The sequence below is a fragment of the Pseudoalteromonas sp. NEC-BIFX-2020_002 genome, from assembly GCF_013002825.1.
Taxonomy (GTDB): Bacteria; Pseudomonadota; Gammaproteobacteria; order Enterobacterales; family Alteromonadaceae; genus Pseudoalteromonas; species Pseudoalteromonas neustonica.
Map to the genome: position 1 here is coordinate 45,285 of NZ_JABEPJ010000021.1, position 26,545 is coordinate 71,829.

The following is a 26,545-nucleotide window of genomic DNA, read 5'->3' on the forward strand; positions in this document are numbered from 1 at the left end:
TTTATATGACCACTCTTTACGGTATTAGCAACTGCGACACCATCAAAAAAGCCAAAAAACATTTAGCCGATCACAACATTGATTTTAAGTTCCATGATTACCGTAAAGACGGAATATCTCATGAAATGGTGAGCGAATTTGCACAACATATTGATTGGCAAGATCTGGTAAATAAGCGCGGCACGACTTATCGCCAATTATCTGATGAGCAAAAAGAAAATTTAGATAAGCAAAGCGCTTTGGCTATTTTAGTTGAGCAGCCAGCTATGATCAAACGCCCTGTACTTATCCATAACAGTAACTACCACTTAGGCTATAAAGCGGCTCAATATGATGAGATTTTTGCATTATGAATGATCCCGTAATTAAACTTGCTCAAGATCTTATACAAAAGCGCTCAGTCACCCCTGAAGACGCTAATTGCCAAGCGATGATGAATGAACGTCTGGCAAAGCTAGGTTTTAATATTGAATCACTGTTTTTTACAGACACCCTTAATACTTGGGCGCGCAAAGGAGATCGCTCTCCGCATTTTTGCTTTGCAGGTCACACTGATGTTGTCCCCACGGGCCCGGAAAAAAACTGGCAGCACCCTCCCTTTTCAGGCCTGATAACTGAGGGCATGTTACATGGGCGTGGTGCAGCCGATATGAAAGGTTCATTAGCGGCCATGATTGTTGCAACAGAGCGATTTGTAACTAAACACCCAGATCACAAAGGCTCTATTTCATTTTTGATTACCTCTGATGAAGAAGGCCCTTTTATTAATGGCACAACCCGCGTTATAGACACATTAGAAGCCCGTGGTGAAAAAATCGACATGTGCTTGGTTGGCGAACCTTCATCACGTGATGTACTTGGTGATGTCGTTAAAAATGGCCGTCGAGGTTCTCTTACAGGCTTTTTAACCGTAAAAGGAATACAAGGCCATGTGGCCTACCCGCAACTGGCGTTAAATCCTATCCATATTGCAGCTCCTGTACTTACTCAGTTAAGCCAAACTGTATGGGATACTGGGAATGAGTTTTTCCCTGCCACTAGTTTTCAAATTTCAAATATTAATGGCGGCACTGGGGCTGGAAATGTTATTCCTGGCGAATTAGAGATTCAGTTTAATTTTCGTTTTAGCACTGAAGTCACCCATCAACAATTACAGCAACGCGTCATTGATATTCTTGACGAATATGATTTTGACTATGAGTTAAATTGGATTGTAAATGGCCAGCCTTTCATCACTGAAGGTGGCCCACTAATTGATGCCACAGTTGCGGCGATTAAATCAGTGACTGGTGTAGATACAGCTCTTGAGACTACTGGTGGTACATCGGATGGGCGCTTTATAGCGCAAACGGGCGCAAAAGTGATTGAACTTGGGCCTCGAAATGACACTATTCATAAAGTAAACGAGTGTGTAAGCACTGACGATCTTATTGCCTTGGCCGATATTTACGAGCAAATTTTAGAACAATTATTAACATGATTTATCAACAACTCTCATCTCAGCAGCTCAGCGATTGCGCTTGCGGTCAAAGCGAGTTGTTACTCAGTGAACATAACGCTCATAAACTGCATAAAGAGATTATTGTCGATTTTAACCAACTACAAGCAGCCGCTGCGCAAGCTGGCTTTGAGCTTGCGATAGTCTCTAGTTTTCGAAGTTTTGAGCGCCAAGCACACATTTGGAATGCAAAATTTAGTGGCCAGCGCCCAGTATTAAATAAACAGCAACAAGTCGTTGATCTAACGAGTCTAACCGACATTGAAAAATGCCACGCTATTATGCTTTACTCTGCGCTACCGGGTACAAGTAGGCATCATTTCGGGACTGATCTCGATATTTTTGATAAAGCAGCCGTTCCCGCTGATTACCGATTACAACTAGAAGCGCACGAGTATCAAGATGATGGGCCTTTTTCAGCGCTCACTCGTTGGCTTGATAAAAACCTCGCTCTGTATGGTTTTTACCGCCCATATCAATCTGATTTAGGCGGCGTTGCGCCTGAGCCTTGGCACATCAGCCATGTAAAACATTCGACAACGCTAATGCAGCATTTAAATATCACCGCACTAAGAGATGTGATAAATAACAGTGAGTTACTAGGAAAAGACGCTATTTTGACTCATCTGCCAATGCTTTATCAGCGCTATGTGTTGAATGTAAGCTCTGCGGTTGCTTAACAAGTAAAAATACCATCACAGCGCCTAATATAAAGGCGCTGGCAATAATAAAACGCGCTGATAATACCTCATCTAAAAATATTGCCCCTGCAATAGCTGCAATCACTGGCACACATAATTGTACAACTGCAGCTTGTGTGCTTTTTAAAAGTGGCAATGCAATATACCAAATACTGTACCCGATGCCAGATGCTAATGCCCCCGACGCGCATGCAAGCGCAATTCCCTGCCAATTCAATTGTGCCACACTAGCGAAACCAACAATAAAAAATACGGGCAGTATCAACACGCTTCTAAAAAAATTATACGATGTAGCACGCAGTGGTGACTTGCATGCTTTACCTCTAATACTGTAAACCCCCCATGCAATACCACTTGTACACATAAGAACAGCAGGTAAAACTGAAGGCACTGTTGCTGAAGGGAGCATGAGATAAATAAATCCCATCAACGCACACATAAATGCAGCCCATTGAATCGCACTTAAGCGCTCTTTATTTATGATCCCCCACCCAATCATCGTTAATTGGACAGCACTGAATAATATTAACGCCCCACTACCTGTATCTAACTCAATATAAGCAAGCGAAAAACACAATGCATACACAACTAAACTAATGCTACTGCGCCAACTGCCATTATCTGGTGCGTATTCAGTGTTTACTAAACGCAAGGATGATTTTGATTGCCACAAAAGAATGACTCCCAAACACAACGCACCACTTAATAAGCGCAGCGCTGTAAAATTCCACGCATCTATATACCCATTGGCAAGTGCAATTCGGCACAACAATGAGTTGGCAGCAAAAGCGATTAAAGCTAGCAGTGTGTAAAGTATTGCTTTCAAAAATTACCCTTTAGAATTGTTTTAACCAACCTCTTTCAAGCCAGCTGTTAATTTTTCCAATTAAGAAACCCGCGATCAGCGATGGCTCTAGTTCATTTAAACAGGATTGGCATAATTGCGCAAAAGGTGTCTGATTTTTTATCAGCGATAATAAACGGAACTCTTGTTGATCAACATAAACATATTGTGTACGGCGCTGTAAATCCCGCGCTATAACCCAACATTTTGATGATTGATGCTGAGGTTCAGGCGGTGACTGTTGCTCTTTAAGTGCCTGCCATGATTCAACCGCATTGGTATTAAAACACACTAATTGTACACTAGGCTGTAATACTAACTCCAAACTAGGCCAGTTTTCAGGTGCAATGCTTTCAAGTGCTTCAACACGTAAATGCGCAGCATCCATTGCATCAAATGCAGTTAATAGCATTCGTTCAAAAGTCGCTATTTCAGCCAATATAGGATGCTGTATAAACGGCTCCGTGGTACTTAAAAATTGCGGTAATTGATCGCAAAAATTTCTTAATGACGTAAATTTAGATGGAAAATGTTGCAAGTATCCCTCTACCATTAGTTCAAATAGGTCATCTCCTAAATAACGTCCTAACTGTTCATGATCTTGCTCTATCACTGCACGTAAACGAATTTTATAAGCATTTTGATAAATAGATAAACGTTGATTGGTATTTAATTCACCTTGCTCGGTTATATGATCTGCAAGCTTATCACTCGTCCCTTGAAGTAACGCCATAAAGTGTTGCTGTAATTGTGCTAAATCACTCATTTTTAGCCATACCTTGCCAAAAAGGCTGCACTAATTCGCGAGCCTGATCCAACTCTTTAATCAACGCCTCTAATGTGCCGATATTATCATCGCGCTCAATCATGGTGCTGACTGGCCCTAATTGCTGAGCATAGCGAGTAAATAAATCCCACACCGGCGGTGACACATCTTCATCGTGCGTATCTATAATGTGGCTACCAAAATCTTGGTGTCCTGCTAAGTGGATTTGTGCAATCGCTTTTTTTGGTATTGCATTTAAATACGTCATCGCATCAAATTGATGATTACGTGCACTGACATAAACATTATTTACATCCATTAAGTAGCGGCAACCTGTTTTATGATGTAAAGCTGCTAAAAAATCCCACTCAGTCATTTGAGATTCTTTATAAGTAAGATAACTTGAGACATTTTCAAAAATCATCTCAGTTCCTAAATACGCTTGTACTTGATGGATCCGCGATGCTAAATGCTCAAGCGATTCTTGTGTATAGGGCATAGGTAATAAGTCATGGCTATTAATATCTCCCACTTGGGTAAAACATAAATGGTCAGATACCCACTGTGGCTCAACACGGGCAATTGTTTCTTTTAATGATTTCAAGTAATCAATGTTCAACGCATTTGTTGAGCCTATCGACATCGAAACACCATGCATAACTACGGGGTAATTTTCACGAATTTTATTTAAGTAATACCAAGGTTTACCACCCGCTACAAAATAGTTTTCAGAAATAACTTCAAACCAATCTACCGCTGGTTTCTCTGTAATTATTTGTTCTAAATGGGGTGCCCGCAAACCCAAACCAAAACCTAAAAATTGCTCTTTCATACACATCCTTTCATATCTAGGCGGTAATACCACCTAGATTATTACAACCCATTTATGAATCGACAGAGCCACCAATATCACCACATGATTTAGCGGGCATTGAAACAAAGCCAGTTCCTTTACATGATGCTTGACCTGCACACGCATTATCAGCTGTTTTACAGTCATTATGACCGCCACACACATTGACGTCATTACAATGCACTAAATCCGTTTGAGCAACAGTCCCAACCCATTTATCTTTAATTGCACCACCAACATCACCACAGGCTTTCGATGGCATTGCCACAAAGCCAGTGCCTTTGCACGATGCTTGACCAGAACAGGCATTATCTGCCGTTTTACAGTCATTGTGACCGCCACACACATTTACATCGTAACAATGCACTAAGTCTGTTGTTGAATTCATATTTGCAACCGATGCTGCTGAGGTGTCTGCTTCTGTGCTATTACAGCCAACTAAACCTGCAACCATCACGGCCATTGCTGCTCCAGTAAATTTTTTCATTTTTTATTCCTCTGATTATTTAATTGTTCAAACAGCAAGACCGCTCACATCGCTGATCTATTTCAGCTTAGTGCAGTAAATGTAAAATAGTTACTACGATTTCTTACATTGTTTATCATTAACCAATCAAAAGATTATGCTAATCTATATTGAATTAATAAAAGGAGTGCCATGTGCAGCGCAGTATTTTATTTAGCTTTTGTTTCATTTTAGGAGGATGCAGTAGCATTGGTTTTAATGATCTCTTTAGCCATTACGCTCATCAAATGGCTCCTGTGCGCCACGCAGTTAACTCTAATAATATGGCGCAAGCACAAAAACTGTTACCGAGTAATGGAAAAAACCATAGCAATTACCTACTAAATCAATTAGAAAGCGCACGATTAAGTGATTTAAATAGTGAACAGGATACAGCTCAAAATTATTATGAGTCAATTTATCAGCAGATGGAAACTAAGCGTCAAGCTGCAAAGCTGCAATTAAGCGCAGGCCTTGAGCAAACAAGTGCATTACTGACGAATGACTCGGTGATAGGTTATGTACCTGCTCCCTATGAAATGAGCATGCTGCATAGTTATAAAGCTCTTAATTTCATATACAAGCGAGATATTGAAGGTGCGTTAGTTGAAGTTCGTCGAGCAAATAAAGTACAAATAGACGCGCTCGCTGAACAAGGCAATGTACTTGATGCCGTTGCCAAAGAAGCACAGCAACATTACCCAAGTATGGATGCGTTAATACAGGATGCTAAAAATGGCTATCAAAATGCCTTCACATTTTATTTGTCTGGATTACTTTATCAATCCAATAAGCAATTTGATGATGCGTATATAGATTATAAAAAAGCCTTAGAGATTAACCCTAATAATCCATATTTACAGCAAGATGTTATGCGTCTAGCTAAACAGCAAGGATTTGAACAAGATTATGAGCAATATACACAGCGCTTCGGGCAATTAAATAGTCGAACTAATGGGGGCGAAGTTGTCATTCTCATGGAGCAAGGTTTAGTTGCACAAAAGGATGAATTTGTCCTCAGGCTGCCCATTTATACATCACGCGGGGATGCGCGTTTTTATAGCTTAGCAATGCCTGTATATAAAGATAAAGCATTTACTCCAAGTTACAGCAATATCAGTGTCAGTGATCAGGAGTTAGCATTGAGTCCATTAGTCAGAATTGAAGCATTGGCAGCCAAAACCCTTGAAGAACAAACACCAGCGCGAGTTTCAAGACAAGTATTAAGGCTTATAGCCAAAGAAAAAGTGCGTGCTGAACTTGCTCGCAGTGGCGGTGATGTTGGGAATATATTAGCAAACCTTTACAATTTGGCGTCAGAGCAAGCAGACACACGAAGCTGGCTAACATTACCAAACCAAATAAGTGTCGCGCGGACACAACTAAATGCAGGAGACCACAGTTTACAATTAAGTGGTCATAAAAATATAAATTTCACGGTTAGTAAGCAAGGGTTAACCTTAATTTACCTAACCTCTATTAATAACTATTTTAATTACCATGTAGTGCAACTTTAGGAGCAGCCATGAAATATCTAGTGCCTTTATTAGCGGTGTCTTTACTTACAGCATGTGCTGGCAGACCCACTACATCGGGAATTGCTGTAGAGAACGCATCTGCGCAATATCAGCAACAACTCAAAGTAAATAACCCACAACTTGGTAAGCGATTAGTTATTAGCGACGTAAAAACACGCCAAACAAATCAACTCACTGATGTGGTTGTTACACTTTCAAGCCAATACAAAAAGTCTCAATACTTACAGTATCAATTTACTTGGTTTGATGGCGATGGGTTTGTTATTAAAGGAAATCATTCACCTTGGCAGGCGCTTACTTTATTTGGCTTTGCCAATATACAACTGCCCGGGCTTGCACCTACACAAGAAGCGGTTACATTTTCACTTGCTGTGCGCGAAGTATCGACACAAGCTCAAGAATTTAAAGAATAAAGGAAAACATAATGAACACAGTAAACACACCTAACAAGCCATCTTTAAAAGCACTCTCTGGCTATGCCTTAATAGGCCTAAGTGCCTTGGCGCTTAGTGGTTGTGCAAACAAAGCCGTCGTTAGTTATGGCGATGCACAAGCAGTAGAAACAACCGATATTAACTTTGGATCAACCGACCTGCAAAAAGTAGCCAGTCAAATGACTGACTCATTACTTGCTTCACCGGTTGTTGGCACAATGACGGCAAATAGTCGCCCAATCGTTTTTGTTGAACGTATAAAAAACAAAACCAGTGAGCATATTGATAGCGAATCAATTACTGATTCAATCTCTACACAATTACTCCGCAGCGGTAAATTTCGCTTTGTTGATATGACCCGTGTAGAAGCTGTTCGAGAGCAACTTAATTTTCAAAATGACGACGCATTAGTTAATCCATCTACAGCCATCGCATTTGGTCAACAAGTCGGTGCTCAGTACATGCTGTACGGTAACCTTTCAAGTATTGTAAAATCGAATAAAGATAAAGCCGATGTATATTACAAATTTACAATGCGTTTGATGGATTTAAAAAGCGGTTTAGTAGAGTGGGCTGACGAAACTGAAATTCGTAAAACACGCGAAAAATCAACATTTGGTTGGTAAAATTCAACAAAAACTTATTAACTAGCCATTATAGCGACTGATAATTAGCTATCTGCTCACTATAAATATCGCTGTTTAATTATTTGTTTTGAAAACAGTCTGGGAGATGCGTTATGAAAACTCTAACCTTAGCATTTATTTGTACACTACTTGCCAGTAGCCCAAGTTTTGCAGCCTATGAGCGAAACAAAGCGGTGCCTGTACAGCAAGTGTTATTTGGCGAAGTAAAGTCTGTTCGTAACATCACGCAACAGGAGTTAGTACAAGACAAAAGTAGCGGCTGGAAAACCTTTGGTGGTGCATTGCTTGGGGGGGTTATAGGTAACCAATTTGGTGGCGGAAGCGGTCGAACAGCTGCAACCATTTTAGGATCTGTAATTGGTGGTAATATTGCGCATAATAAGCAACGCAGTAGCTACTATGAGCAGTACCACCTAGTTGAGTTAATGATCCGTGTTGAGAACGGTGAACAATTTATGGTGGTTCAAGATAAAGATAATCAGATGCACTTTAGCACTGGTGACGATGTTCGCTTAGTTTACCTATCAGACAACACCGTGCGCGTAGATAAAGCCTTCTAAGTGACTAATAAAACCAAAAAGCGAGCCCATTAGCTCGCTTTTTTAATAGGCTTTGCATTTAGCCTTGGCGATAACCATTAAAAAATCGCTGCATTTTCCCCATTGCCACACTTAAGTCATCTTTATTAGGTAAAAATACTAATCTAAAGTGATCTGGGTTTGGCCAATTAAATGCCCTACCGTGTACTAATAAAATTTTCTCGGCTTTGAGTAAATCTAAAATCATTTTTTCATCATTTTTGATATTAAAGCGCTCGGTGTCTACTTTGGCAAACGCATACAGTGCGCCTTTTGGTTTAGTACACGAAATACCTTCAATAGCGTTTAGGCCACGCCATGCAATATCTCTTTGCTCGTATAAGCGCCCACCAGGATCAATTAGGCTATCAATAGACTGGACACCACCGAGAGCTTGCTGAATGGCATATTGTGCTGGTACATTTGCGCATAACCGCATTGATGCAAGAATATCTAGACCTTTACGAAGATCATCCATCAAATCGGTGCGACCACTTAATACCATCCACCCCATGCGTAAGCCTGCAGCTCGGTAAGTTTTTGCTAAGCCGTTGAACGTAATAATTGGTACATCATCACACAATGCGCCAATTGAGCTATGCGTAATGCCGTCATATAAAATTTTCTCGTAAATTTCATCACTCAACAACAGTAACTTATGTTCACGAGCGACATCAATCAACTGCTGTAATAGTGCATCATCGTAAACAGCACCTGTTGGGTTGTTTGGATTTATTAAAACCAACGCTTTGGTTTTTGATGTGATTTTACTGCGAATATCTGCAATATCAGGAAACCAATCTTGCTCTTCATCACATAAATAATGAACTGGATTGCCACCTGCTAACTTAACTGACGCAGTCCATAATGGGTAATCAGGCGCAGGGATCAGCACTTCATCATCATTATTGAGTAAAGCTTGGGTAGTCATTTGAATTAACTCACTGACCCCATTCCCAATGTATATATTGTCAACATCTAAATTGAACAAACCACGTTGCTGATAGTGCTGATAAATAGCCACGCGGGCTGAGTAAAGGCCTTTAGAGTCACAATAGCCTTGGGCTGAATAAAGGTTACGAATAATATCGCGGTGCATATCTTCAGGCATATCAAAGCCGAATGCCGCAGGGTTACCAATATTCAATTTTAAAACTTTTTGGCCTTCGTCTTCCATTTTGCGCGCCTGAACTAATACTGGCCCACGAATATCATAACAAACGCCTTGTAATTTATGACTCTTTTTAATTTCTGACATTTTTACCTCTACTAGTGAGTGGTTAGACTAACCTAGTAAAGGGGCAAAACACCAGCCTATTTAGCATCATAAAACTGAAAAAAATTCATTTTATTTTAACGGCTTTGCAACCATTGAGTTAACTTCTCTTTAGCCCCTGCGACTTGGCTTTCAAGCTGTTCTGTTGCCATCACTGCCTGAGATAAATCGCCATTATTTAAGCTTTGCTCAATATCGCGTGCAACATCAGATAAGCTACTGGCACCAAACTGTGCCGCGTTAGACTTTAGACTATGGGCGTGGCGAGTCGCTGTTGGGACATCGCTATGGATTGTGGCTAGAATCTCGCCTCCCAAGCGCTCAAACTCAGCGCAGCAAAACATCAATGTGTCATCAAACTGCTCGCCTAATAATGACTCCATACCTTCCAACGCGCCTTCATCAATAATTACCGTGTTCATTTTTTTATCCTTTTTTTACTCGTGTTTTAATCACAAGTAACTAGTTAATAATTCTACTTTATATTTATAGAGAAAAAAATCCACTTAAAAAAGTGATTAAGCGTATAATTGCTGAGTTTTCAAACTAACAAATTACTAAATAGATTATTTTATGTCTCGTTTATTGTGTACTCATTGTAAATTTAGCCTAACAACCTGCCTTTGTGAAGATATATCACAACTTAAAAACAGCATAAAAGTTATTATCTTACAGCATCCTAGTGAAATAAAAGTGACGAAAAATACAGCTCGCCTACTTTCTTTGAGCCTCACACAGTGTGAAATTAAAGTCGGAGAAAGTGAATCTGACTTCACGAGCATATTAGATCTACCAATTCAAACGACAGCATTACTATACCCTGATAAAACAGCGTTGCTATTAGATGATAGTACAACTAATACCTCGCAATTTAGCAAAACGCTCACGCATCTTATCGTGCTTGATGGAACATGGAAAAAAGCATATAAAATTATGCAAATGACCCCCTCTCTTAACGCTTTTCAAAAAGTAAGCTTTAAAGAAATACCAAAAAACCGTTATAGGATTCGTAAAGCACCTCGCTTAGACAGTTTATCAACGCTTGAAGCCGTAGCACACAGTTTAGCGCTTATTGAGAGCATAGATCCTCAGCCACTGTACACAATGTTAGAATCACTCAATAAAAAGCAAACTCAGTTTATGCCTGAACATGTTAAAGCTCGCTATCAACCCATATGACGTATACCAATCGATTAAAAGCGGGTTTCTTTCGTCAAGGCCCTGATTACCGATTTGAGGATCAAGTCGACTTTAATGAAATTCGTGACACCTTTGGATTTAAAACCATGGTGGTTGGTAAATGGGTTACCAAAGAAGAGCGATTAGTGAGCGCCAATTTAATTTATGATGCCCTTGCAGATTTAGCACAAATTTTACAAATACCACCCACTGCAATTGGCCTAAGAGGGAACCTAAATTTTGCATTTGGCCATGGCGGGCAACAAAATGTCCAAGCACATTATAATAGTAATACCCGCACCTTAGCCTTAGCAAAAAATGCAGGCGGCGGCGCGCTTGCCCATGAATGGTTTCATGCTTTTGATCACCATATTACTAAGCACTTATTTCCACTTCACTCATCGCGTCATTTTGCATCTAAACTGTGGCTTGAACACAGTGTGGATCAATCTCACCCTATTAACCTTATATTGAGTGAATTTTATAAGGGGGTGTTTCTAGATAATCAGGGGAAAAATGCCAATCAATATGTACATCAATGCATGGTTTTTGATAAGCAGCATCAGCAATTCTATATGAGCATGCCTGAAGAGCTTGCAGCACGATGTTTCGAGGCTTGTATTAGCCATCAAAAAAACATCGTTAATCACTTTCTCGTATCAGGCATAACTAATTCAACACTTATTTACCCCGATCAGAAAATGTGTAATGACTGTATTGAACCACTTAGCAGTTATTTTTTTCAATTGGGGCAACGACTGTTTCAACATCCTTAGAAACACTTCTACTTTTTGATAACCAAGCTAAGTACTGTGTAAAAGCCATAGGTCGCGAAAAATAGTAACCCTGCCCAACATGACAACCATATTCTTGGAGTTTATTTAAGCTTGCTTTATCTTCAATGCCTTCAGCAACCACATATGAATCGAGTGATCTTGCAATATCACATGTGGCACGACAAATCGTTTGATCATTTTTAGAGTATTCAATGTTCATAACAAATTGCTTGTCTATTTTAATTTCATCAAAGCCCATTTTACTTAAATAGGCTAATGAAGAATAACCAGTGCCAAAGTCATCAATAGCAATTTTTAAACCAATTAATCTGTAATCATTTAAGGCTGTTTTTATGTTCATGCCTTCATCTAATGTGGCTGATTCGGTCAGTTCTAACATGATATTTTCAGGGTCAAGCTGATACTCATTCATTAATGTAATAAATAATACTGGTAAATCTTTATTTAGTAAGTCTTTAGCAGAAATATTAACCGACATTATATGTTCAGGATAAAGCTCAATTAAAAGTCTTTGGCACTTAAGTGCTTCAGCGACAACCCACTCAGTCAATTCTGATATCAATCCCGTTGACTCACTAATTGGAATAAATTGATCTGGCGATATATGCCCTAGTACAGGATGCTCCCATCGTAAAAGTGCCTCTGCACCATGGATTTCTCCTGTTTTTAGGTTAATCTGAGGTTGAAAATATAAGCTAAGCTGATCTTCATCAATTGCTTCTCTCAATGCTGATGCAATCGCTCGTTTATGCCGTGAAATTGTAGAGCTTTCGGCACTATACATATGCCAGCGTTCACCATGTAAAGGTTTTACACTCAAAGCCTGCAATCCTCGCTGTATCAGTTCACTGCCCGTTTTTGCATGCAATGGATAATTTGCAACGCCAAAGTCCACGCGGTCCACTAATTGTGTATTGTTATGATTAACCCCTTCAGCAAATACACCATTGGTAACGCACACAAATTGCTCTATTTGACTCAATTCAAGTAAGCCCGGAATAATAAAAGCAAAAATACCATCATCAAACCTTGCAATAAAATGGCGCACATTTAATTTTGATTCAATCCCAAGCGCATTATTCACAGCAAGTTGATCTGCTAACTTTTGCATAAAAACTTTAATTTGCTCGTTTGCATGGCCATAACCAAAATTAGCGCGGCTATTTAGTAATGCAGCAGGTCTAAATAAAACTAAACTGTGCGCTTGTTTAAGCTTAACTTGGGTAGCCAAACGCCTGAGTAAAAGCTGTTTATTAGGTAAACCTGTGTCTTCATCATGAGTCAAACTCTCATTATATTTCACAACACGGGAACGATCTTTTACCAAAATAATACCCACTAAAATAATGGAGTTAAAAATTGCAAAAACATCATTAGCTAAAAATTGAGGTGTTAGCATTATGAGTGTGAGTGACCATGCTAGTGCTTGTGTAAATATGCCCCCCCAAAGTAAAAGAAATAAGCCCCCATGTATTTTTTTTAACTGCCACCATTTATAAAACAAATGAACAAGTAGCCCTGTAATTACAGCAAAACAAACCGCCATCACATAATGACTATTTATATAACCTAACAAGTTATAAATAATAGCCACACAGCTAATACTTATTAAAGTAGGGTGAAGTTTCTGTTTATATGCCTTTAATAGCTGCTGTTCACAACTAATATGAGCAAGATAAAGGCACATACACGCCAATGAGAGCAAAGAGAATACAGTGTACGTTTGATCCCCTAAATTTGGGTTTTGAAAGCCCGCACTTACTAAACAAGCGAGTACAGCACAGCCGATATAACCCAAAAGGTAAAAGAATTTAAATCGATAGAGTAAAAAATTCAAACTAGCAACAATAGCAAAGTTCAAAAGCAAAATAGTGACTATAGCGCCAAGAAGAGCGGGCTTATTTTGTACCGTTTTATAAAGCGTATTATTTATTACGGGTTCTAAAGCCGGATTTTGGTTTGACGTAAGATAAGTCAATTGTGGATTATTAATCACTTGGCTCTTAAAAATAGGGGAGCGTATAGCAAGGTTTTTCTGAATATATAAACCTCTCACATCACTGAAAAAGTCCTCATGTACTAAGTTATTAATAGCAAGTGTATTTGGCACATCCAATAAACGTTGCACAGGCACGCTATGGCTATTAGGTGCATAAATACTAAAGATTAGTACCACCACAAGCATTAACATTTGAACCAATCCGTTGTTTATCTTCACTTTCACCTCAAGTGCTATCAATTATTTTGCGAAAAATCGACTGACTACAATAGAAGTATGGTGGTATTAGGTAAAATTACCAATAAATTGGTCATTGATCTTAATGAAACAAAAAAGGCTTACCAAGTGATAAGCCTTTTTTGGTATTCATTTTAATTAATTACTATCATCACTAATGCGACTTGCAACAGCACTAGTTTGGTCTTTGTATTTCGCGTCTTTACGGGTATTGTAAGGGTTTTCAGCAGGTCCTGACATTGTCTCAAAGCTCATAGCGCCTATTTTCATCATCGGGCGCAGCGCGAGTGGCAACTTACCTGAGTTATAGAATTCTAATACAATGTTACCTGACCAACCCGGATCAATACGATGTGCAGTCACATGTACCATTAAACCCAAACGCGCTAACGATGAACGTCCATCAAGCCAACCCACGATATCAGCAGGTAACGTGACCTTTTCGTAAGTCATTGCTAATGCTAATTCACCCGGGTGTAAAAAAAACGCATCACCCTCTTTTAGCACTATTTCATCGCTCATTATCGATTCCATTGCTTTATTAAGCTGATCTTTAGGACCACTTAAATCAACATAGGCTGCGGTATGATCTTGAAATACACGAAACTTATTACCTAAACGTAAATCTGCCGTCACCCCTGAAATCATGTCATCCGTTGGGCTTGGCTCTATAATAATACGTTGTTGTGCAATATATTCTTTAATATGGGTATCTGATAATCTCATTATTTAATCATCCGTAATCACGATTTCTACTGAATCATGATGTGGTTGTTGATAGTAAAGCATACTGGCAATCAACCGCGCAGTATCAGCATAAATTTTACTGACTGTCGTTTGATTATCCAGAGCAATTAATTTTCCTTGCTCTGAGTATTCGCGGATATTGATCGCTAAAGGAATATGTGACAGCACAGGAACACCGTGACGCTGCGCTAATTTAATTGCACCATCTTTACCAAACACATGGTTTGGTTCACCACAGTGTGAGCATAAAAAGTGGCTCATATTTTCAATTAAGCCAAGCACTGGTACATTAACTTTATTAAACATTGCAATGCCTTTTTGCGCATCAGCAAGGGCTAAATCTTGTGGGGTTGTCACTATAACAGTCCCACTGGCGGGTACTTTTTGGCTCATCGTTAGCTGAATATCGCCAGTACCTGGCGGCATATCAACAATTAAATAATCCAACTCGCCCCATGCAGTTTCATTAAGCAACTGATTAACTGCACCCGACGCCATAGGGCCACGCCACACAGTAGCGTCATCGCTAGGGACTAAAAAACCAATTGATTGTGCCTTAATTCCATTCGCATCAAATGGCATTAATTGCTTATCGTCTTTTGAAGAAGGCTCTGCGCCGACTAAACCCAAAAGCATCGGGATCGATGGACCATAAATATCAGCATCTAAAATGCCCACTTTGGCGCCTTCTGCTTTGAGCGCTCCTGCAATATTAACCGCCGTGGTCGACTTTCCGACACCACCTTTGCCTGAGGCAATTAATACAATATGTTTAATTTTTTTAAATTTACATTGGGGAGGCAATGCTACACACGCTGTAATTGTAACAACCTGATTGAGCCTTTCGCTAACAAACGCTGCGACTGCTGGCATTTCTGATTGCGCAGCAAAAGGCAAGGTTAAGCTGATCAGCAATGACTTATCTTTACCCAGCTCAACATCGTTAATAAATTTTTCATCAACGCCGACAGCGAAAACAGCGCTTCGATAAGCGGCTAATGCAGTAATAATCGGTTGTTTTTGCACCGATTTAGAGGAGAATAGTTTCGACAGTCCAAACATAGCAATAAAATAGTGTTTCTTTGATGAAAATTGCCTCGGAATTATGTAACATTCAGGGCATTAACACCAGTCAATTAATGAAAATCGGCTAGCCTTGAAGGCGTTTGCTTTAGGTTTGCTGATAATATTATGATTTTCATCCGTTCCTTAACTGGAACCGTCAATTCGGAATGATTATGACACAGCGAAAGATCCTCATTACCAGCGCATTACCTTATGCCAATGGCCCTACACATTTAGGTCATTTATTGGAATATATTCAAACTGATATTTGGTCACGTTTTCAAAAACTGCAAGGCCACGAAGCTTATTATGTTTGCGCCGACGATGCCCATGGCACGCCAATAATGCTCAATGCGCAAAAGCAAGGGATCACGCCAGAAGAAATGGTTAAAAATGTCAGTATTGAGCGTCAACGTGACTTCGCTGATTTCAATATCAAATTTGATAACTACCACAGCACTCATAGCCAAGAAAACAAAGAATTAAGTGAACTGATTTATAATCGCCTTAACGACGCCGGTCATATTAAAAAACACACTATTTCACAGTTATTTGACCCTGAAAAAGGCATTTTCTTACCCGACCGTTTCGTAACGGGTACGTGCCCTACCTGTAAGTCTGAAGATCAAAATGGTGACAGCTGTGATGCTTGTGGTGCAACATACAGCCCAACAGAGCTAATCAACCCGCGCTCTGTTATGTCAGGTGCTGAGCCTGTATTAAAAGATTCTGAGCACTACTTTTTTGACTTACCCGCATTTGAAGGCATGCTAAAAGAGTGGTTACACTCTGGTAGTATCCAACAAGAAATGGCAAACAAGCTAGACGAATGGTTTGCCGATGGCTTACAACAGTGGGATATCAGCCGTGATGCACCGTATTTTGGTTTTGAAATTCCAGGTGCGCCAGGTAAATACTTTTATGTATGGCTAGATGCCCCAATTGGTTACATGGCCAGCTTTAAAAACCTATGTGATAAACAAGGCATCGACTTTGATGCATTTTGGCAAGAAGGCTCTGATGCTGAGCTTTACCACTTTATCGGTAAAGATATCATCTACTTCCACAGCTTATTTTGGCCAGCAATGCTTGAAGGCGCAAAATTCAGAAAGCCAACCAATGTATTCGCCCACGGTTTTGTAACGGTTAATGGCGCTAAAATGTCTAAATCAAAAGGTACGTTTATTAAAGCGCGTACTTATTTAGATAACTTAGACCCTGAATTTTTACGTTATTACTACGCAGCAAAACTTAACAGCGGTATTACCGACCTTGACTTAAACTTAGAAGATTTTGCCCTACGTGTAAATTCAGACTTAGTGGGTAAAGTGGTTAATATTGCCAGCCGTTGTGCCGGATTTATCACTAAAAAGTTTGACGGTAAATTAAGTGATACTGTAATGGATCCAAAATTATTGGCCGAATTTCAAGCAGCCACTGATACTGTAGCCCAGCACTATGAAAACCGTGATTACAGCCGCGCAATTCGTGAAATTATGTCTCTTGCTGATAAAGCCAACCAATTTATTGATACCGCAGCACCATGGGTATTAATCAAAGACGAAGCCAAGCAAGAAGAAGCGCATCAAGTGTGCTCACTTGGCCTTAACTTATTCCGCGTATTAATGACTTACTTAAAACCAGTGTTACCAGGTATGGCAAGTAATGTAGAAGCGTTTTTAAATGACGAGCTATCATGGCAAGGCGCGCAAACTGCGCTAATAAGTCACCCAATCAATAAATTTAAGCCGTTAATGCAACGTGTAGAAATGGATAAAGTAAACAAAATGGTTGAAGAATCAAAAGAAAGCTTATTAGCAGCAAAAGACAAAATAGATCCAAACAGCCCTCTTGCAAAAGAACCCATTGCTGCTGAAATCGAATTTGATGATTTTGCAAAAGTGGATTTACGTGTTGCTAAAATTGCTAAAGCAGAACACGTAGAAGGCGCTGATAAGCTACTAAAGCTTACCCTTGATTTAGGCGGCGAAACTCGTCAAGTGTTTGCGGGTATAAAATCGGCCTACGCACCTGAAGACATTGAAGGTAAACTCACTGTAATGGTAGCAAACCTAAAACCACGTAAAATGCGCTTTGGTATGTCAGAAGGCATGGTGCTAGCCGCAGGCCCTGGTGGTAAAGAAATTTACATTCTCAACCCAGACGATGGTTCAGAGCCAGGTATGCGTGTAATGTAAATGTAATTCGACTTACGAATACTAAAAAGCCGTTGTTTAAAAACAACGGCTTTTTTAATGATTAGCCACTGAGTCATCGGTTTTCATATTGGGTATTGGGTATAGCTTATTTCAATTCCTTTCGTTTTCCATCCTGTTAACTTAGGCTTACTGTTTTTGTAGGTCAAGCCTACGATCACTGCGTTAGGTAACTCTAAGCACTTTGATATTTTTCGCACCTCGATATAAATAAACCAGACCAACAATAAACGCCAGGTTGTAAGGCACATCTACATACATATCAAGATATTGACTGTCTACCCCAATACTAACAATAAGAATTATTGTAATAAAAGAAAGCAAGCTGAACAAAGTCGATACCCCAAAAAAGAGAAAAGCCTTTGAGAAATGTAATATATAAATATCATTTTTGAATTTAAATGTTTTTTTCAACGAAAAATAAACATAAAAATTAACCAAAATAGCTATCACTAATATAAAAAGATCTAAAAAATAGTCCGGCGTAAAAATATTAATCTCGTCCAAAATACGACTGTCCTTGTTCTTAGTGAGTAAATAGAATTACTCGCTTGTGATTTAATTATCTCGATAAAATATATCATTTATCATTTAAATTCAATAGATTGCTTTATTTCATACATCAATCGGCATTATCATATTTTACGGGACTCAGCAGTATCCTCTATACAAATAAAAATGCCAGAGTGTAAAAATTAGACCCTGACATTTTATTAAACGAAGTTTAGCTTTGGCTAAAGCGTATCATCCAACCACTTAAAGAACTCACGCTGCCATACAATGCCATTTTGCGGCGTCAGCACCCAATGATTTTCTTCAGGAAAGTATAAAAACCGGCTCTGTAAACCACGTAGTTTTGCAGCTTGGAAAGCAGCAATACCCTGCTCTAACGGCACTCTGTAGTCTTTGCCGCCATGAATAACAAACATAGGTGCATCCCACTTATCAACATAGCTGATCGGATTAAACTGACCGTATGACTTTTTAGTCGCGGCGTTATCCTCCCAAAACGCCCCCCCTAGTTCGTTATTTACAAAGAATAGCTCTTCGGTTGTACCGTACATACTGCGTAAATCGAAAATACCACAATGCGCTATAAACGTTTTAAAACGCCCCTCATGGTTGCCCGCTAAATAAAATGCAGAATAGCCACCGTAACTTGCACCTATAGCGCCAATACGGGACTTATCAACATATGATTCTTGTGCTATATCATCAATGGCATCAAGGTAATCTTGCATTACCTTCCCACCCCAATCTTGGCTTATATCATCATTCCATTTAACACCATGACCCGGCATACCACGACGATTAGGGGCTACCACAATATAACCTTGTGAAGCCATTACTTGGAAATTCCAACGAAAAGAATAAAATTGAGATAACGCAGACTGCGGGCCACCTTGTAAATAAAGTAAAGTTGGGTATTTTTTGCTTCTATCGAAATTAGGCGGGTAAATAACCCAAGTTAACATCTGTTGGCCATCTTTGGTGTTTACCATACGTTTTTCAACATTGGGTAAGTCCAGATCGGCATAAAATGTGTCATTTTCTTTCGTCAACGCAGTCAGCTTTTTGCTATCCAGATCAAATCTGTAAATTTCACGCGCGGCATTCATGCTGTTACGTGTTACCACAAGCTGATTATCTAATACTGCAACTATGCTATTTACATCAAACATGCCGTTTGTAAGCTGCATAATTTTCGGCTTAGTTTTTGTATTTACAGATACTTGGAACAGCTGAATAGTGCCGTCAACTGGCGCTACAAAATAAATATGCTTAGCGTCATTGCTCCATTTAAAGCTATTTACGGTGCCATCCCAGTGTTCTGTTAGATTAAAGTCACGGTTTTTCACCTTAACAATAATATCGTTTTTATCTGCTTCATTGCCTGGCTCATCCATTTGTAACCATGCTAAGTCGCCTTTTGGCGAGAACGCGGGGTACTTATCATAACCTAAATTGCTTTGTGTGATGTTTGTCGTTTTTTTGCTAGCGAGGTTGTAGCGATAAATGTCAGTATTAGTGCTGCTAACGTACTGCTCACCAGTCAGTTTTTTACTGACATAATAAATATTTTCGCCCTTGGGTCCCCACGTATAATCAGCAGCACCGCCAAATGGTGACGTTGGGCTATCAAATGGCATGTCCTTCATGATGTCGACTTTTTCTTCTGTCTTTAAGTCTTGATAAAAAACATGTTTAAAGCTGCCGTCTTTCCACGTATCCCAATGGCGATAGTTTAAATCATCAAACACATAAGCGTTAGCTTGACCAAGCTCTTTATATCTGTCTGATGCCAAAACCTTTTCTAGTTTTACTTTTTCATGAAGAAGTTTTTTGCTGCCATCCGGCGAAATACTGCTATCAATAAAAAGACCTTGATAGGCTTTTAACAACTGAGACTCACCACCTTTTAGTGGCACTTGATAGACCTTGCTATTGAAATTATTGTTCTCAACACTTGGCGTCGTTACTTTGTAAATTATATGAGTTTTATTTTGGTTTAAACCCAGCGCACTCACACGTTTTACTTGCCAAAGTTTTTCAGGGGTCATAACCTCACTGGCATATGCCCCCATACTTACACACAATCCCAGGCTTACAGATAATATCGTTCGCAACATCGCGAAATTCCTCCAAAAATAAATCCGGCTTAGGTTACACAATAAAATGGCAACTGAATAGTAAGCGAGATGACAAATAGGTTTCATGAAATGAAAAAATTACCCCATCACATTATGCAACACAAACTGCATGTCGCTTTGGTCCACCTACTTTTACTGCGTGAATATATCATTTTTAAGGTAAACAGCTGTTGAGTGGAAAACACAGCAACTAAGTTAACAGTATTGAAAAGTAAGGGAATATAACTATTATGATTTGCGGTGAAAACAACGTTGAACGTCTTAGGTGGCCCGAAGGGAAGAGCGCCATGGATAACAGCAATAATAATGGCTTTATCATTAAATCTATTTATTTTTTATCATCAACTAAGCACTAAATGGCTGTACTTCAGGCGTCCAGCCTTTCGCCCTTCGGGCCAGCTGCGCTGTTGTTAAATGTTCCTGACATTTTGCTGGTTAATCGTGATTGCATAGGCACATACATCAATGAAAAACACCTTGACTAACCCAAGCAGCTTATCTTCAACCCAGCCTCTGCGATGCTCAAAAGACTGGCCTGTAGAACGGTCTTCCCCGCACAAAAAAGCACGACGAACGCAACGTGAAATACAGTGATAATACTTTGTATCAACTAAACTTATTTGACTTTTTCTTGCAGTTGCCATATAACATACAGGTAACTTTTCATGCGAATTAAAAGTTAGTAAAAAATATAAACTTTAGGATGGGTGTCATCGTTGTTTTCATCTCATCGTTGTTTTCATCGTTCTGATTTGGTTTAAATCTACATAGGCCATACAGGCGATATCTTTGCTAAAGCAAGTAACTTGTCCTCAAACCACGCTCTGCAGTGTTCATAAGGCTTTCACGTAAAACAGTCTTCACCACATAAAAATGCTCGGCGAACACACCGAGAAATACAGTGATAGTATTTTGTATCAACCAAACTTATTTGATGTTTTCTTGCAATTGCCATGCATCACTCTGTTTTTTTCACACTCATTTAAAGCGAGTAAAAAATATGAAAATACAAAATTTAGGATAGGTGTTTTCCTATTTTTTTTTTGCTCTTTCTTTGTTTTTTGTTGTGTAACCACCTTCTACCTTGCTGGTACTCTTTTTATTTTCGATTCACCTTCATTGCTATACATCCAAGCTTCATCCCCAAGCCGTGATATTACAATGTAACCATTTAAATCTTCCCAGAAAAAAAACTCTAACGCACTCGCCTCTAGTTGCAAATCATATTGGTCGACCCTCCACTCTACAGCCCCACTAGGGAATTCAACTAAATCAGACAGTTTTTCTGGTGTTTTGTTATTTTCCAATCGGTATTTTTCTATCCCATTCACGACAACCATCAACTGTTGAGCCAAGGCAAATTCGGGCGCTATTCCTTTATCTTGTTTAGGGTTGAAAAAACTAGTAGCGATAATAATAAATACCAAAAAAATTACGATACTTAAAACTTTACGGTGTTTTTGACCAACAATACCTTCAATTTTCTTTTCCTGTTTGGGTGAATCTTCAATCCTAGTCGAATTAATTATTTGGTGAATCGTCTTCGCTGATTCATCTCTACTAGATGAAGTATGTTGCTGAAAAGACTTAGAATGACTTCCTATATTGACCAAATCATCTAAACCTGGCAAATCACAAAGAGAGGCAGAATTGGCAACACTGGGATTCACTTTTTGTTTTTTCTTATCTTTATTCAGTATTTCATCAAGGCTTTGGGGAGTCATAGAGGTACCATTATTGGCACCTCTATTGTTATAGCTACCACTTACTTTGTTTGCGTTACTATTCGTTTTCAAAATATCATTCAAGCTAGGCTGGTGAGTTCCATTGTTAAATGATTGTTTATCCTTTTTATCAGCCATACTGAAACCTACCTTTAAGGAGTATTAAACTGATCAGGTAAATCCGTTGACGATTTACCATCACCCCATGTCGCTGGATGATCTGGAACGGATTCAAGATTACAAGCATCACCATAGCAAGCAAATGTACATTTAAAGTGAGCGTCTTGTAGCACTACAACATTATAATTTTTGCAATTTGCATTGCCTTTATTGTACTTGTCAGCTTCAAATGCCTCTTGCTGTGTAACACAGCCTCTTGTTACATAACGGGAACCATCTTTTAAATTTTCAATAAAATTGGCAGCATAAGGAGCATCAACTGTACAGGCAGCCCCTGTGGTGACATGGCTTCGCTCACAAATAAATTTAGGGCCTCGACAAGTATGATTATTTGTTGAAGGGGCTAATGAGCACTTTGAAGGTTCTTTGGGATTAAAAACAAAACCGTTTTTACATTTTGCGACGCATTGTGCGGGAACGTTCGTAGTCTTAGTTGCATAATTATTTCTGCTTCCAAAAGGGTTGTGTTGATCGCGTACAGCGACTGAAGTTTCCCCTATATATTCTTGTCCCGCTATTGAACATTTAGGATCATGATGCCCACAGTCTTGACCCACGGGACATTGTGCCGGCAAAGGGGCACTCGATGTATGGCACCTTCCATCCGAACCTAATTTTAAAGTGCCTGGACATTTTTTAAGTTGTGGTTTTACTATTGGTATTACACTTGGCGTTAATTGTTGTAACTGTGGTTGTGCTTGTGCTTGTGGTTGTAGTTGTGGAACGACCTGAGGTTGTTTCTGTGTCTTAGGTAGCTGGCAGACTTGTTGCTGTTTACCGTTAGCATCTTTCACTTGTACTTTTTGTGTTCCAGAGGGGCAGCCCGCAGGCACATTAGGGTGTGCAGCCAAAAGTCCTGCTCCGTTAAGGCAGCTACTTGGGAGATACTTGTCATCAAGCGCTTTATTGGTAGACACTGCGCCACGCCCAATCACATTGGCAGCATTAACGCAACGCCAAGAGCCATTATAAAAATACTCAAGTGCAAACGTATCTCTCACCCCAAGGCCTTTTAAATCCATAGTAGGAAGAATATACCCGATAACTGAATTTTCGACTGGGTTGTTATTCGCTACAGGCACCCACTTCAAAGAAGTCATATGTACTTTTGGTTCAGAAAATGTTGCAATATCAAAGTTGGAGCTTTCAATACGTTTTTCAATGACCTTAATTCTTTCCGCATCGGCAAAAACAAAAGCTTCTGTAACCTGCGCACGTATTATGTAATCATTATACAAAGGAACCGCCACAACCGCGAGTATTCCAATAATCGCAACAACAACAATTATTTCTAACAAAGTGAAGCCCTGATTAGTGTTTTTTCGTAATATTTGAGCGTTCATACTAGAGTGTTCCTTTAGTCAGTATACTTTGTAGCTTATTAACGATTTCAGTAGGAGAGGTCATATTTTCATCGTATTCCATCGCATGCGCATGGAATTTATTCAACAATATTTTGGTTTCATTTTGATTTTGGGGGATTAAAAATAGCACAGGAGTCCCCGACCAAGCCAATTGCTCTCTCAGCTTTCCAAGCCATTTTTCTGGAGTAGACTGCATAAGGGCAGCATCAATTAAAATGGCAATAACTGAAGTATCTTTTTTCAAAATTTCGGAAGCCTTGTGTTCATTATTAACAAAGACTATTCCATATTGAAAACTTTCAGCTAGCATTGATTGAAGCTCTTTATTATCAGATATCAACAAAACTTTGAGACGATCCTCTGAAAGCGAGTTTGACCTTGAAAAATTATCTAGCAACATATTTGGTACTTTATTATTAACCACTGCAAGTTCACGCCAAAAATGTAAGCCCAGCTCACGCCCGACCTCTTGGACTGTTGTTTCACCAGAAACTATCCATTGCCCTGCGCTAACGGCCATCTGCGTCTGAAAACTGTTATTAGCCTCTGTTAAGTCATTAACGTTATTACAGCCACTTAACATTAATGTGCGCATCTCTGGTGATACTTCCATGACTTCAGTAATAGGAAGGCGGCCCATGTAGCCAGTATAATGACACTTATCACATCCTATAGCACGACAACCAGGCTGCTCACCGGTGATACGTTCATATTCTAATTCTTCAGGAAGGAGTGGCTTAGTGACCTTTACTTTACAGGATGAACATAGCTTTCTAACCAGACGCTGGGAAACGACACCAACCAATACATCAGCCAAAACCGATGGATTTATTCCAAGATCCAAAAGTCTAGGTACTGTCGCCATTGCGTCATTAGTATGCAACGTAGACAATACCAAATGCCCCGTTAACGCCGCTTGAGATGCGATTTTTGCCGTTTCAGCATCACGTATTTCACCAACCAAAACAATGTCAGGGTCTTGCCTTAGTATTGATCGCAACGTATCACCAAAAGAAAGACCTTGAGCATCATTGACTTGCACTTGTGATATACCGGGTAAAACGTATTCCACCGGGTTTTCCAAGGTCATAATATTGACATCTACACTATTGAGTTCTGAAAGCAGGCCGTACAGTGTTGATGTCTTCCCCGACCCAGTAGGCCCCGTCAGCAGTACAATTCCCGAGCCGTAGGATACAAGTCGTTTTAGTGCATGATAATCAGAAGGGGAAAAGCCACTATTAACTAAAGAAAACTGCTTGCCTTGCTCAAGAAGGCGACACACGATTCTCATGCCATCAAATACGGGCAATAAAGACAATCTAACGTCAATTTCACGTTGACCATAAATTAATCGCATTCGTCCATCTTGAGCAGTTAGGGGGTTCAGCTCTAGCCCTGCATTCATAGTAAAATAGCGAGACAAGCCTTCGTGCTGCTGCTTGGGAAACGATGCAATTCGCTCTAAAACACCATCAACTCGAAATCTAATTGCAGCCCCACCAACCATCGGGTGTATATGAATATCAGATGCCCTTTTATCTATAGCAGAGCGTAAGATGGCTTTCGCTAACTGGGGAATTTCACCTTCATCGACTAACGCAACGGTTAGATCAATAGCCCTATAGTCGTGGTTAATTGTCGAAAAGAGCCGTGTAAGCCCAATATCAAATTCTTCAGGAGACAAAATAGCCAGTTTAAAGTCACCCATCAGAATAAAACGTATTTGATCATAGTACTCGGGAAGTCGACGAGGATCATAAGTTGCAATAACCGGTTTATTAACACTCAAATCAAAGGGCAATATGCCCATATCACGACAAACCTTTTCACTAAAAGGGTTATCTCTGGGAGGTTTAAATTCTTGTATATTAATACTGTCTGTAGAATAAGTTAAAGAAAGTGCGTTACAAATTGCGCTAGCAGGTAATCTTAGTGTTGTTTGCAATTGATGCCAAGCTTCACGGGCATCCATTGAAAGATTATAGTTATCTGGTAGTACAAGCTCAGGTTTTGAACTAAGCAGAGCATCCAGAAGCCAATGTGTTGATGTTCGTACCATTAGAGCCTCCTGCCTTTATTTACTAGACATCACTTTATATAACGAGCCTGTAGAATAGCTCGTTTTTAATTTATTTTTATTGATGCTTTAAACATAGTTGAGCTCTCATTTTAATTCAATCGGCTACTTCGATTTTACGTAAATATAAAAAGAGGACTGATGTTGTTTTAATGGGCGTTTTAGAAGGTATTGCAGGTGTTTAAGTGGCTTATTTGAGGTGATAAGGGGTTACCCCTATTAATGTATCGTGTTTCTCAGCTTTTCTAGATTATGAACAAGGCAATACAGCTGCCGCAAAATAAAGTGAATGTATTCACTTTCGCTTGTCCGCGTAAGGTCAATTTGTTCATGCCTTTATTGACTGTAATATTTCGCTTTTTACCATAAGGAAAGCAGATTCTATACAACCGAGTCTTTTACCATTACTTTATAAAATATTGTCGTCGCCCCAGTGGGCTGTCTATTTTGGCCTTCATTTTGTCAATGTAGCTGAGCTGTTTACGCGACTCATCATTTTTAAACTGCACTTGTCGGCCTGTTTTTATTGGTGGCTTTCACATGCATTGCTGTTGCAGTGGGCATACTTTGCAATCTTTTAAGTAACCGCAGAATCGCGTGTATTCTTGATTGTGACTCTTTACATTAACCCCGCTTCGCCACATACCATTGCCTGCGGGGCAGAGG

24 protein-coding genes and 3 pseudogenes are annotated in these 26,545 nt (G+C 39.5%); 10 read left to right on the forward strand and 17 right to left on the reverse strand.

The features are described from left to right. The first annotated feature begins 5 nt into the window (after positions 1-5). From HJP15_RS18645 to HJP15_RS18655, 3 genes are read left to right on the forward strand one after another with little or no spacing between them, the layout of a single operon-like run. On the forward strand, positions 6-353 hold the full coding sequence (locus HJP15_RS18645; protein WP_054206518.1) for an ArsC family reductase: 348 nt from the start codon (positions 6-8) through the stop codon (positions 351-353). Then, complete coding sequence (dapE, locus tag HJP15_RS18650; protein ID WP_170174324.1) at positions 350-1,480, forward strand: succinyl-diaminopimelate desuccinylase; 1,131 nt, start codon at positions 350-352, stop codon at positions 1,478-1,480. The genes HJP15_RS18645 and dapE overlap by 4 nt, the downstream gene beginning before the upstream one ends. Then, complete coding sequence (locus HJP15_RS18655) at positions 1,477-2,178, forward strand: M15 family metallopeptidase (RefSeq protein WP_170174325.1); 702 nt, start codon at positions 1,477-1,479, stop codon at positions 2,176-2,178. The genes dapE and HJP15_RS18655 overlap by 4 nt, the downstream gene beginning before the upstream one ends. Here HJP15_RS18655 and HJP15_RS18660 read toward each other — a convergent pair. The 4 genes from HJP15_RS18660 to bufA2 are packed head-to-tail and all read right to left on the reverse strand — an operon-like array spanning position 2,111 to position 5,149. Beyond that, the gene (locus HJP15_RS18660; protein WP_170174326.1) at positions 2,111-3,025 is read right to left on the reverse strand and encodes a DMT family transporter; all 915 of its coding nucleotides are present in this window, start codon (positions 3,023-3,025) and stop codon (positions 2,111-2,113) included. The genes HJP15_RS18655 and HJP15_RS18660 overlap by 68 nt on opposite strands. 10 nt (positions 3,026-3,035) lie before the next feature. Continuing rightward, positions 3,036-3,809, reverse strand: a complete 774-nt coding sequence (locus tag HJP15_RS18665) for an HvfC/BufC N-terminal domain-containing protein (protein WP_170174327.1) — start codon at positions 3,807-3,809, stop codon at positions 3,036-3,038. Further along, positions 3,802-4,641, reverse strand: coding sequence for an MNIO family bufferin maturase (bufB, locus tag HJP15_RS18670; protein ID WP_054206513.1), 840 nt, complete (start codon positions 4,639-4,641; stop codon positions 3,802-3,804). The genes HJP15_RS18665 and bufB overlap by 8 nt, the downstream gene beginning before the upstream one ends. A 52-nt stretch (positions 4,642-4,693) precedes the next feature. Then, on the reverse strand, positions 4,694-5,149 hold the full coding sequence (bufA2, locus tag HJP15_RS18675) for a BufA2 family periplasmic bufferin-type metallophore (RefSeq protein ID WP_054455658.1): 456 nt from the start codon (positions 5,147-5,149) through the stop codon (positions 4,694-4,696). 173 nt (positions 5,150-5,322) lie between these two features. On the opposite strand from bufA2, the gene HJP15_RS18680 reads away from it, so the two are divergent. From HJP15_RS18680 to HJP15_RS18695, 4 genes are all read left to right on the forward strand, one after another. Continuing rightward, positions 5,323-6,684, forward strand: coding sequence for a COG3014 family protein (locus tag HJP15_RS18680; protein ID WP_170174328.1), 1,362 nt, complete (start codon positions 5,323-5,325; stop codon positions 6,682-6,684). 8 nt (positions 6,685-6,692) lie between these two features. Further along, on the forward strand, positions 6,693-7,118 hold the full coding sequence (locus HJP15_RS18685; RefSeq protein WP_054455654.1) for a YcfL family putative periplasmic lipoprotein: 426 nt from the start codon (positions 6,693-6,695) through the stop codon (positions 7,116-7,118). Between the two features lie 11 nt (positions 7,119-7,129). Continuing rightward, complete coding sequence (gene lpoB / locus HJP15_RS18690) at positions 7,130-7,765, forward strand: penicillin-binding protein activator LpoB (protein ID WP_054455652.1); 636 nt, start codon at positions 7,130-7,132, stop codon at positions 7,763-7,765. Positions 7,766-7,878: 113 nt separating this feature from the next. Then, complete coding sequence (locus tag HJP15_RS18695) at positions 7,879-8,346, forward strand: outer membrane lipoprotein (protein ID WP_169328286.1); 468 nt, start codon at positions 7,879-7,881, stop codon at positions 8,344-8,346. 58 nt (positions 8,347-8,404) lie between these two features. Here the strand turns inward: HJP15_RS18695 and HJP15_RS18700 are convergent, their stop codons facing one another. Beyond that, positions 8,405-9,622, reverse strand: a complete 1,218-nt coding sequence (locus HJP15_RS18700; RefSeq protein WP_054206507.1) for a pyridoxal phosphate-dependent aminotransferase — start codon at positions 9,620-9,622, stop codon at positions 8,405-8,407. A 95-nt stretch (positions 9,623-9,717) separates the two neighbouring features. Next, a complete protein-coding gene (locus HJP15_RS18705) occupies positions 9,718-10,062 on the reverse strand; it encodes an Hpt domain-containing protein (protein WP_054455648.1) in 345 nt (114 codons plus the stop codon). Between the two features lie 151 nt (positions 10,063-10,213). Between HJP15_RS18705 and HJP15_RS18710 the strand changes: the two genes are divergently transcribed. Further along, complete coding sequence (locus HJP15_RS18710) at positions 10,214-10,819, forward strand: tRNA-uridine aminocarboxypropyltransferase (protein ID WP_054455646.1); 606 nt, start codon at positions 10,214-10,216, stop codon at positions 10,817-10,819. After that, positions 10,816-11,595, forward strand: coding sequence for a CLCA_X family protein (locus HJP15_RS18715; protein WP_054206504.1), 780 nt, complete (start codon positions 10,816-10,818; stop codon positions 11,593-11,595). Before HJP15_RS18710 ends, HJP15_RS18715 begins: the two co-directional genes overlap by 4 nt. On the opposite strand, the gene HJP15_RS18720 is transcribed toward HJP15_RS18715, so the two are convergent. The 3 genes from HJP15_RS18720 to apbC all read right to left on the reverse strand — a co-directional run bounded on the left by HJP15_RS18720 (position 11,546) and on the right by apbC (position 15,661). Continuing rightward, positions 11,546-13,807: a putative bifunctional diguanylate cyclase/phosphodiesterase gene (locus HJP15_RS18720; protein WP_170174329.1), complete on the reverse strand. Its 2,262-nt coding sequence runs from the start codon at positions 13,805-13,807 to the stop codon at positions 11,546-11,548. The genes HJP15_RS18715 and HJP15_RS18720 overlap by 50 nt on opposite strands. Before the next feature lie 183 nt (positions 13,808-13,990). Beyond that, positions 13,991-14,578 (reverse strand): dCTP deaminase, encoded by a 588-nt coding sequence (dcd, locus tag HJP15_RS18725; protein WP_054206502.1) that lies wholly within the window; start codon positions 14,576-14,578, stop codon positions 13,991-13,993. A 3-nt stretch (positions 14,579-14,581) separates the two neighbouring features. Next, positions 14,582-15,661: an iron-sulfur cluster carrier protein ApbC gene (gene apbC, locus HJP15_RS18730; RefSeq protein ID WP_054206501.1), complete on the reverse strand. Its 1,080-nt coding sequence runs from the start codon at positions 15,659-15,661 to the stop codon at positions 14,582-14,584. A 176-nt stretch (positions 15,662-15,837) separates the two neighbouring features. Here apbC and metG point away from each other — a divergent pair, with 176 nt between their 5' ends. Further along, the gene (gene metG / locus HJP15_RS18735) at positions 15,838-17,862 is read left to right on the forward strand and encodes a methionine--tRNA ligase (RefSeq protein ID WP_054206500.1); all 2,025 of its coding nucleotides are present in this window, start codon (positions 15,838-15,840) and stop codon (positions 17,860-17,862) included. Positions 17,863-18,045: 183 nt separating this feature from the next. Here the strand turns inward: metG and HJP15_RS18740 are convergent, their stop codons facing one another. From HJP15_RS18740 to HJP15_RS22440, 8 genes and pseudogenes are all read right to left on the reverse strand, one after another. Further along, entirely contained in the window at positions 18,046-18,387 is a 342-nt protein-coding gene (locus HJP15_RS18740) for a hypothetical protein (protein WP_054455638.1), read from the reverse strand. A 227-nt stretch (positions 18,388-18,614) separates the two neighbouring features. Beyond that, entirely contained in the window at positions 18,615-20,510 is a 1,896-nt protein-coding gene (locus HJP15_RS18745) for a S9 family peptidase (RefSeq protein WP_170174330.1), read from the reverse strand. 443 nt (positions 20,511-20,953) lie between these two features. Beyond that, positions 20,954-21,175: pseudogene (locus HJP15_RS18750) on the reverse strand (transposase); the annotation flags it as partial. 140 nt (positions 21,176-21,315) lie between these two features. Next, positions 21,316-21,486: pseudogene (locus HJP15_RS18755) on the reverse strand (Mobile element protein); the annotation flags it as partial. 124 nt (positions 21,487-21,610) lie between these two features. Beyond that, a complete protein-coding gene (locus HJP15_RS18760; RefSeq protein ID WP_054455633.1) occupies positions 21,611-22,393 on the reverse strand; it encodes a hypothetical protein in 783 nt (260 codons plus the stop codon). Positions 22,394-22,407: 14 nt separating this feature from the next. After that, positions 22,408-23,778, reverse strand: a complete 1,371-nt coding sequence (locus HJP15_RS18765; protein WP_170174332.1) for a prepilin-type N-terminal cleavage/methylation domain-containing protein — start codon at positions 23,776-23,778, stop codon at positions 22,408-22,410. 1 nt (position 23,779) lies between these two features. Further along, positions 23,780-25,861, reverse strand: a complete 2,082-nt coding sequence (locus tag HJP15_RS18770) for a GspE/PulE family protein (protein WP_054206494.1) — start codon at positions 25,859-25,861, stop codon at positions 23,780-23,782. Between the two features lie 237 nt (positions 25,862-26,098). After that, positions 26,099-26,545, reverse strand: a pseudogene (locus HJP15_RS22440) (transposase); the annotation flags it as partial.

Bases quoted from the DNA above. Each gene is read 5' to 3' on its own strand.
- bufA2 (WP_054455658.1), bottom strand. From the start codon at position 5,149: ATGAAAAAATTTACTGGAGCAGCAATGGCCGTGATGGTTGCAGGTTTA.
- HJP15_RS18695 (WP_169328286.1), top strand. From the start codon at position 7,879: ATGAAAACTCTAACCTTAGCATTTATTTGTACACTACTTGCCAGTAGC.
- HJP15_RS18720 (WP_170174329.1), bottom strand. From the start codon at position 13,807: ATGTTAATGCTTGTGGTGGTACTAATCTTTAGTATTTATGCACCTAAT.
- HJP15_RS18705 (WP_054455648.1), bottom strand. From the start codon at position 10,062: ATGAACACGGTAATTATTGATGAAGGCGCGTTGGAAGGTATGGAGTCA.
- HJP15_RS18760 (WP_054455633.1), bottom strand. From the start codon at position 22,393: ATGGCTGATAAAAAGGATAAACAATCATTTAACAATGGAACTCACCAG.
- HJP15_RS18700 (WP_054206507.1), bottom strand. From the start codon at position 9,622: ATGTCAGAAATTAAAAAGAGTCATAAATTACAAGGCGTTTGTTATGAT.
- apbC (WP_054206501.1), bottom strand. From the start codon at position 15,661: ATGTTTGGACTGTCGAAACTATTCTCCTCTAAATCGGTGCAAAAACAA.
- lpoB (WP_054455652.1), top strand. From the start codon at position 7,130: ATGAACACAGTAAACACACCTAACAAGCCATCTTTAAAAGCACTCTCT.
- HJP15_RS18685 (WP_054455654.1), top strand. From the start codon at position 6,693: ATGAAATATCTAGTGCCTTTATTAGCGGTGTCTTTACTTACAGCATGT.
- bufB (WP_054206513.1), bottom strand. From the start codon at position 4,641: ATGAAAGAGCAATTTTTAGGTTTTGGTTTGGGTTTGCGGGCACCCCAT.
- dapE (WP_170174324.1), top strand. From the start codon at position 350: ATGAATGATCCCGTAATTAAACTTGCTCAAGATCTTATACAAAAGCGC.
- HJP15_RS18715 (WP_054206504.1), top strand. From the start codon at position 10,816: ATGACGTATACCAATCGATTAAAAGCGGGTTTCTTTCGTCAAGGCCCT.
- HJP15_RS18645 (WP_054206518.1), top strand. From the start codon at position 6: ATGACCACTCTTTACGGTATTAGCAACTGCGACACCATCAAAAAAGCC.
- HJP15_RS18770 (WP_054206494.1), bottom strand. From the start codon at position 25,861: ATGGTACGAACATCAACACATTGGCTTCTGGATGCTCTGCTTAGTTCA.
- metG (WP_054206500.1), top strand. From the start codon at position 15,838: ATGACACAGCGAAAGATCCTCATTACCAGCGCATTACCTTATGCCAAT.
- dcd (WP_054206502.1), bottom strand. From the start codon at position 14,578: ATGAGATTATCAGATACCCATATTAAAGAATATATTGCACAACAACGT.
- HJP15_RS18665 (WP_170174327.1), bottom strand. From the start codon at position 3,809: ATGAGTGATTTAGCACAATTACAGCAACACTTTATGGCGTTACTTCAA.
- HJP15_RS18655 (WP_170174325.1), top strand. From the start codon at position 1,477: ATGATTTATCAACAACTCTCATCTCAGCAGCTCAGCGATTGCGCTTGC.
- HJP15_RS18765 (WP_170174332.1), bottom strand. From the start codon at position 23,778: ATGAACGCTCAAATATTACGAAAAAACACTAATCAGGGCTTCACTTTG.
- HJP15_RS18745 (WP_170174330.1), bottom strand. From the start codon at position 20,510: ATGTTGCGAACGATATTATCTGTAAGCCTGGGATTGTGTGTAAGTATG.
- HJP15_RS18710 (WP_054455646.1), top strand. From the start codon at position 10,214: ATGTCTCGTTTATTGTGTACTCATTGTAAATTTAGCCTAACAACCTGC.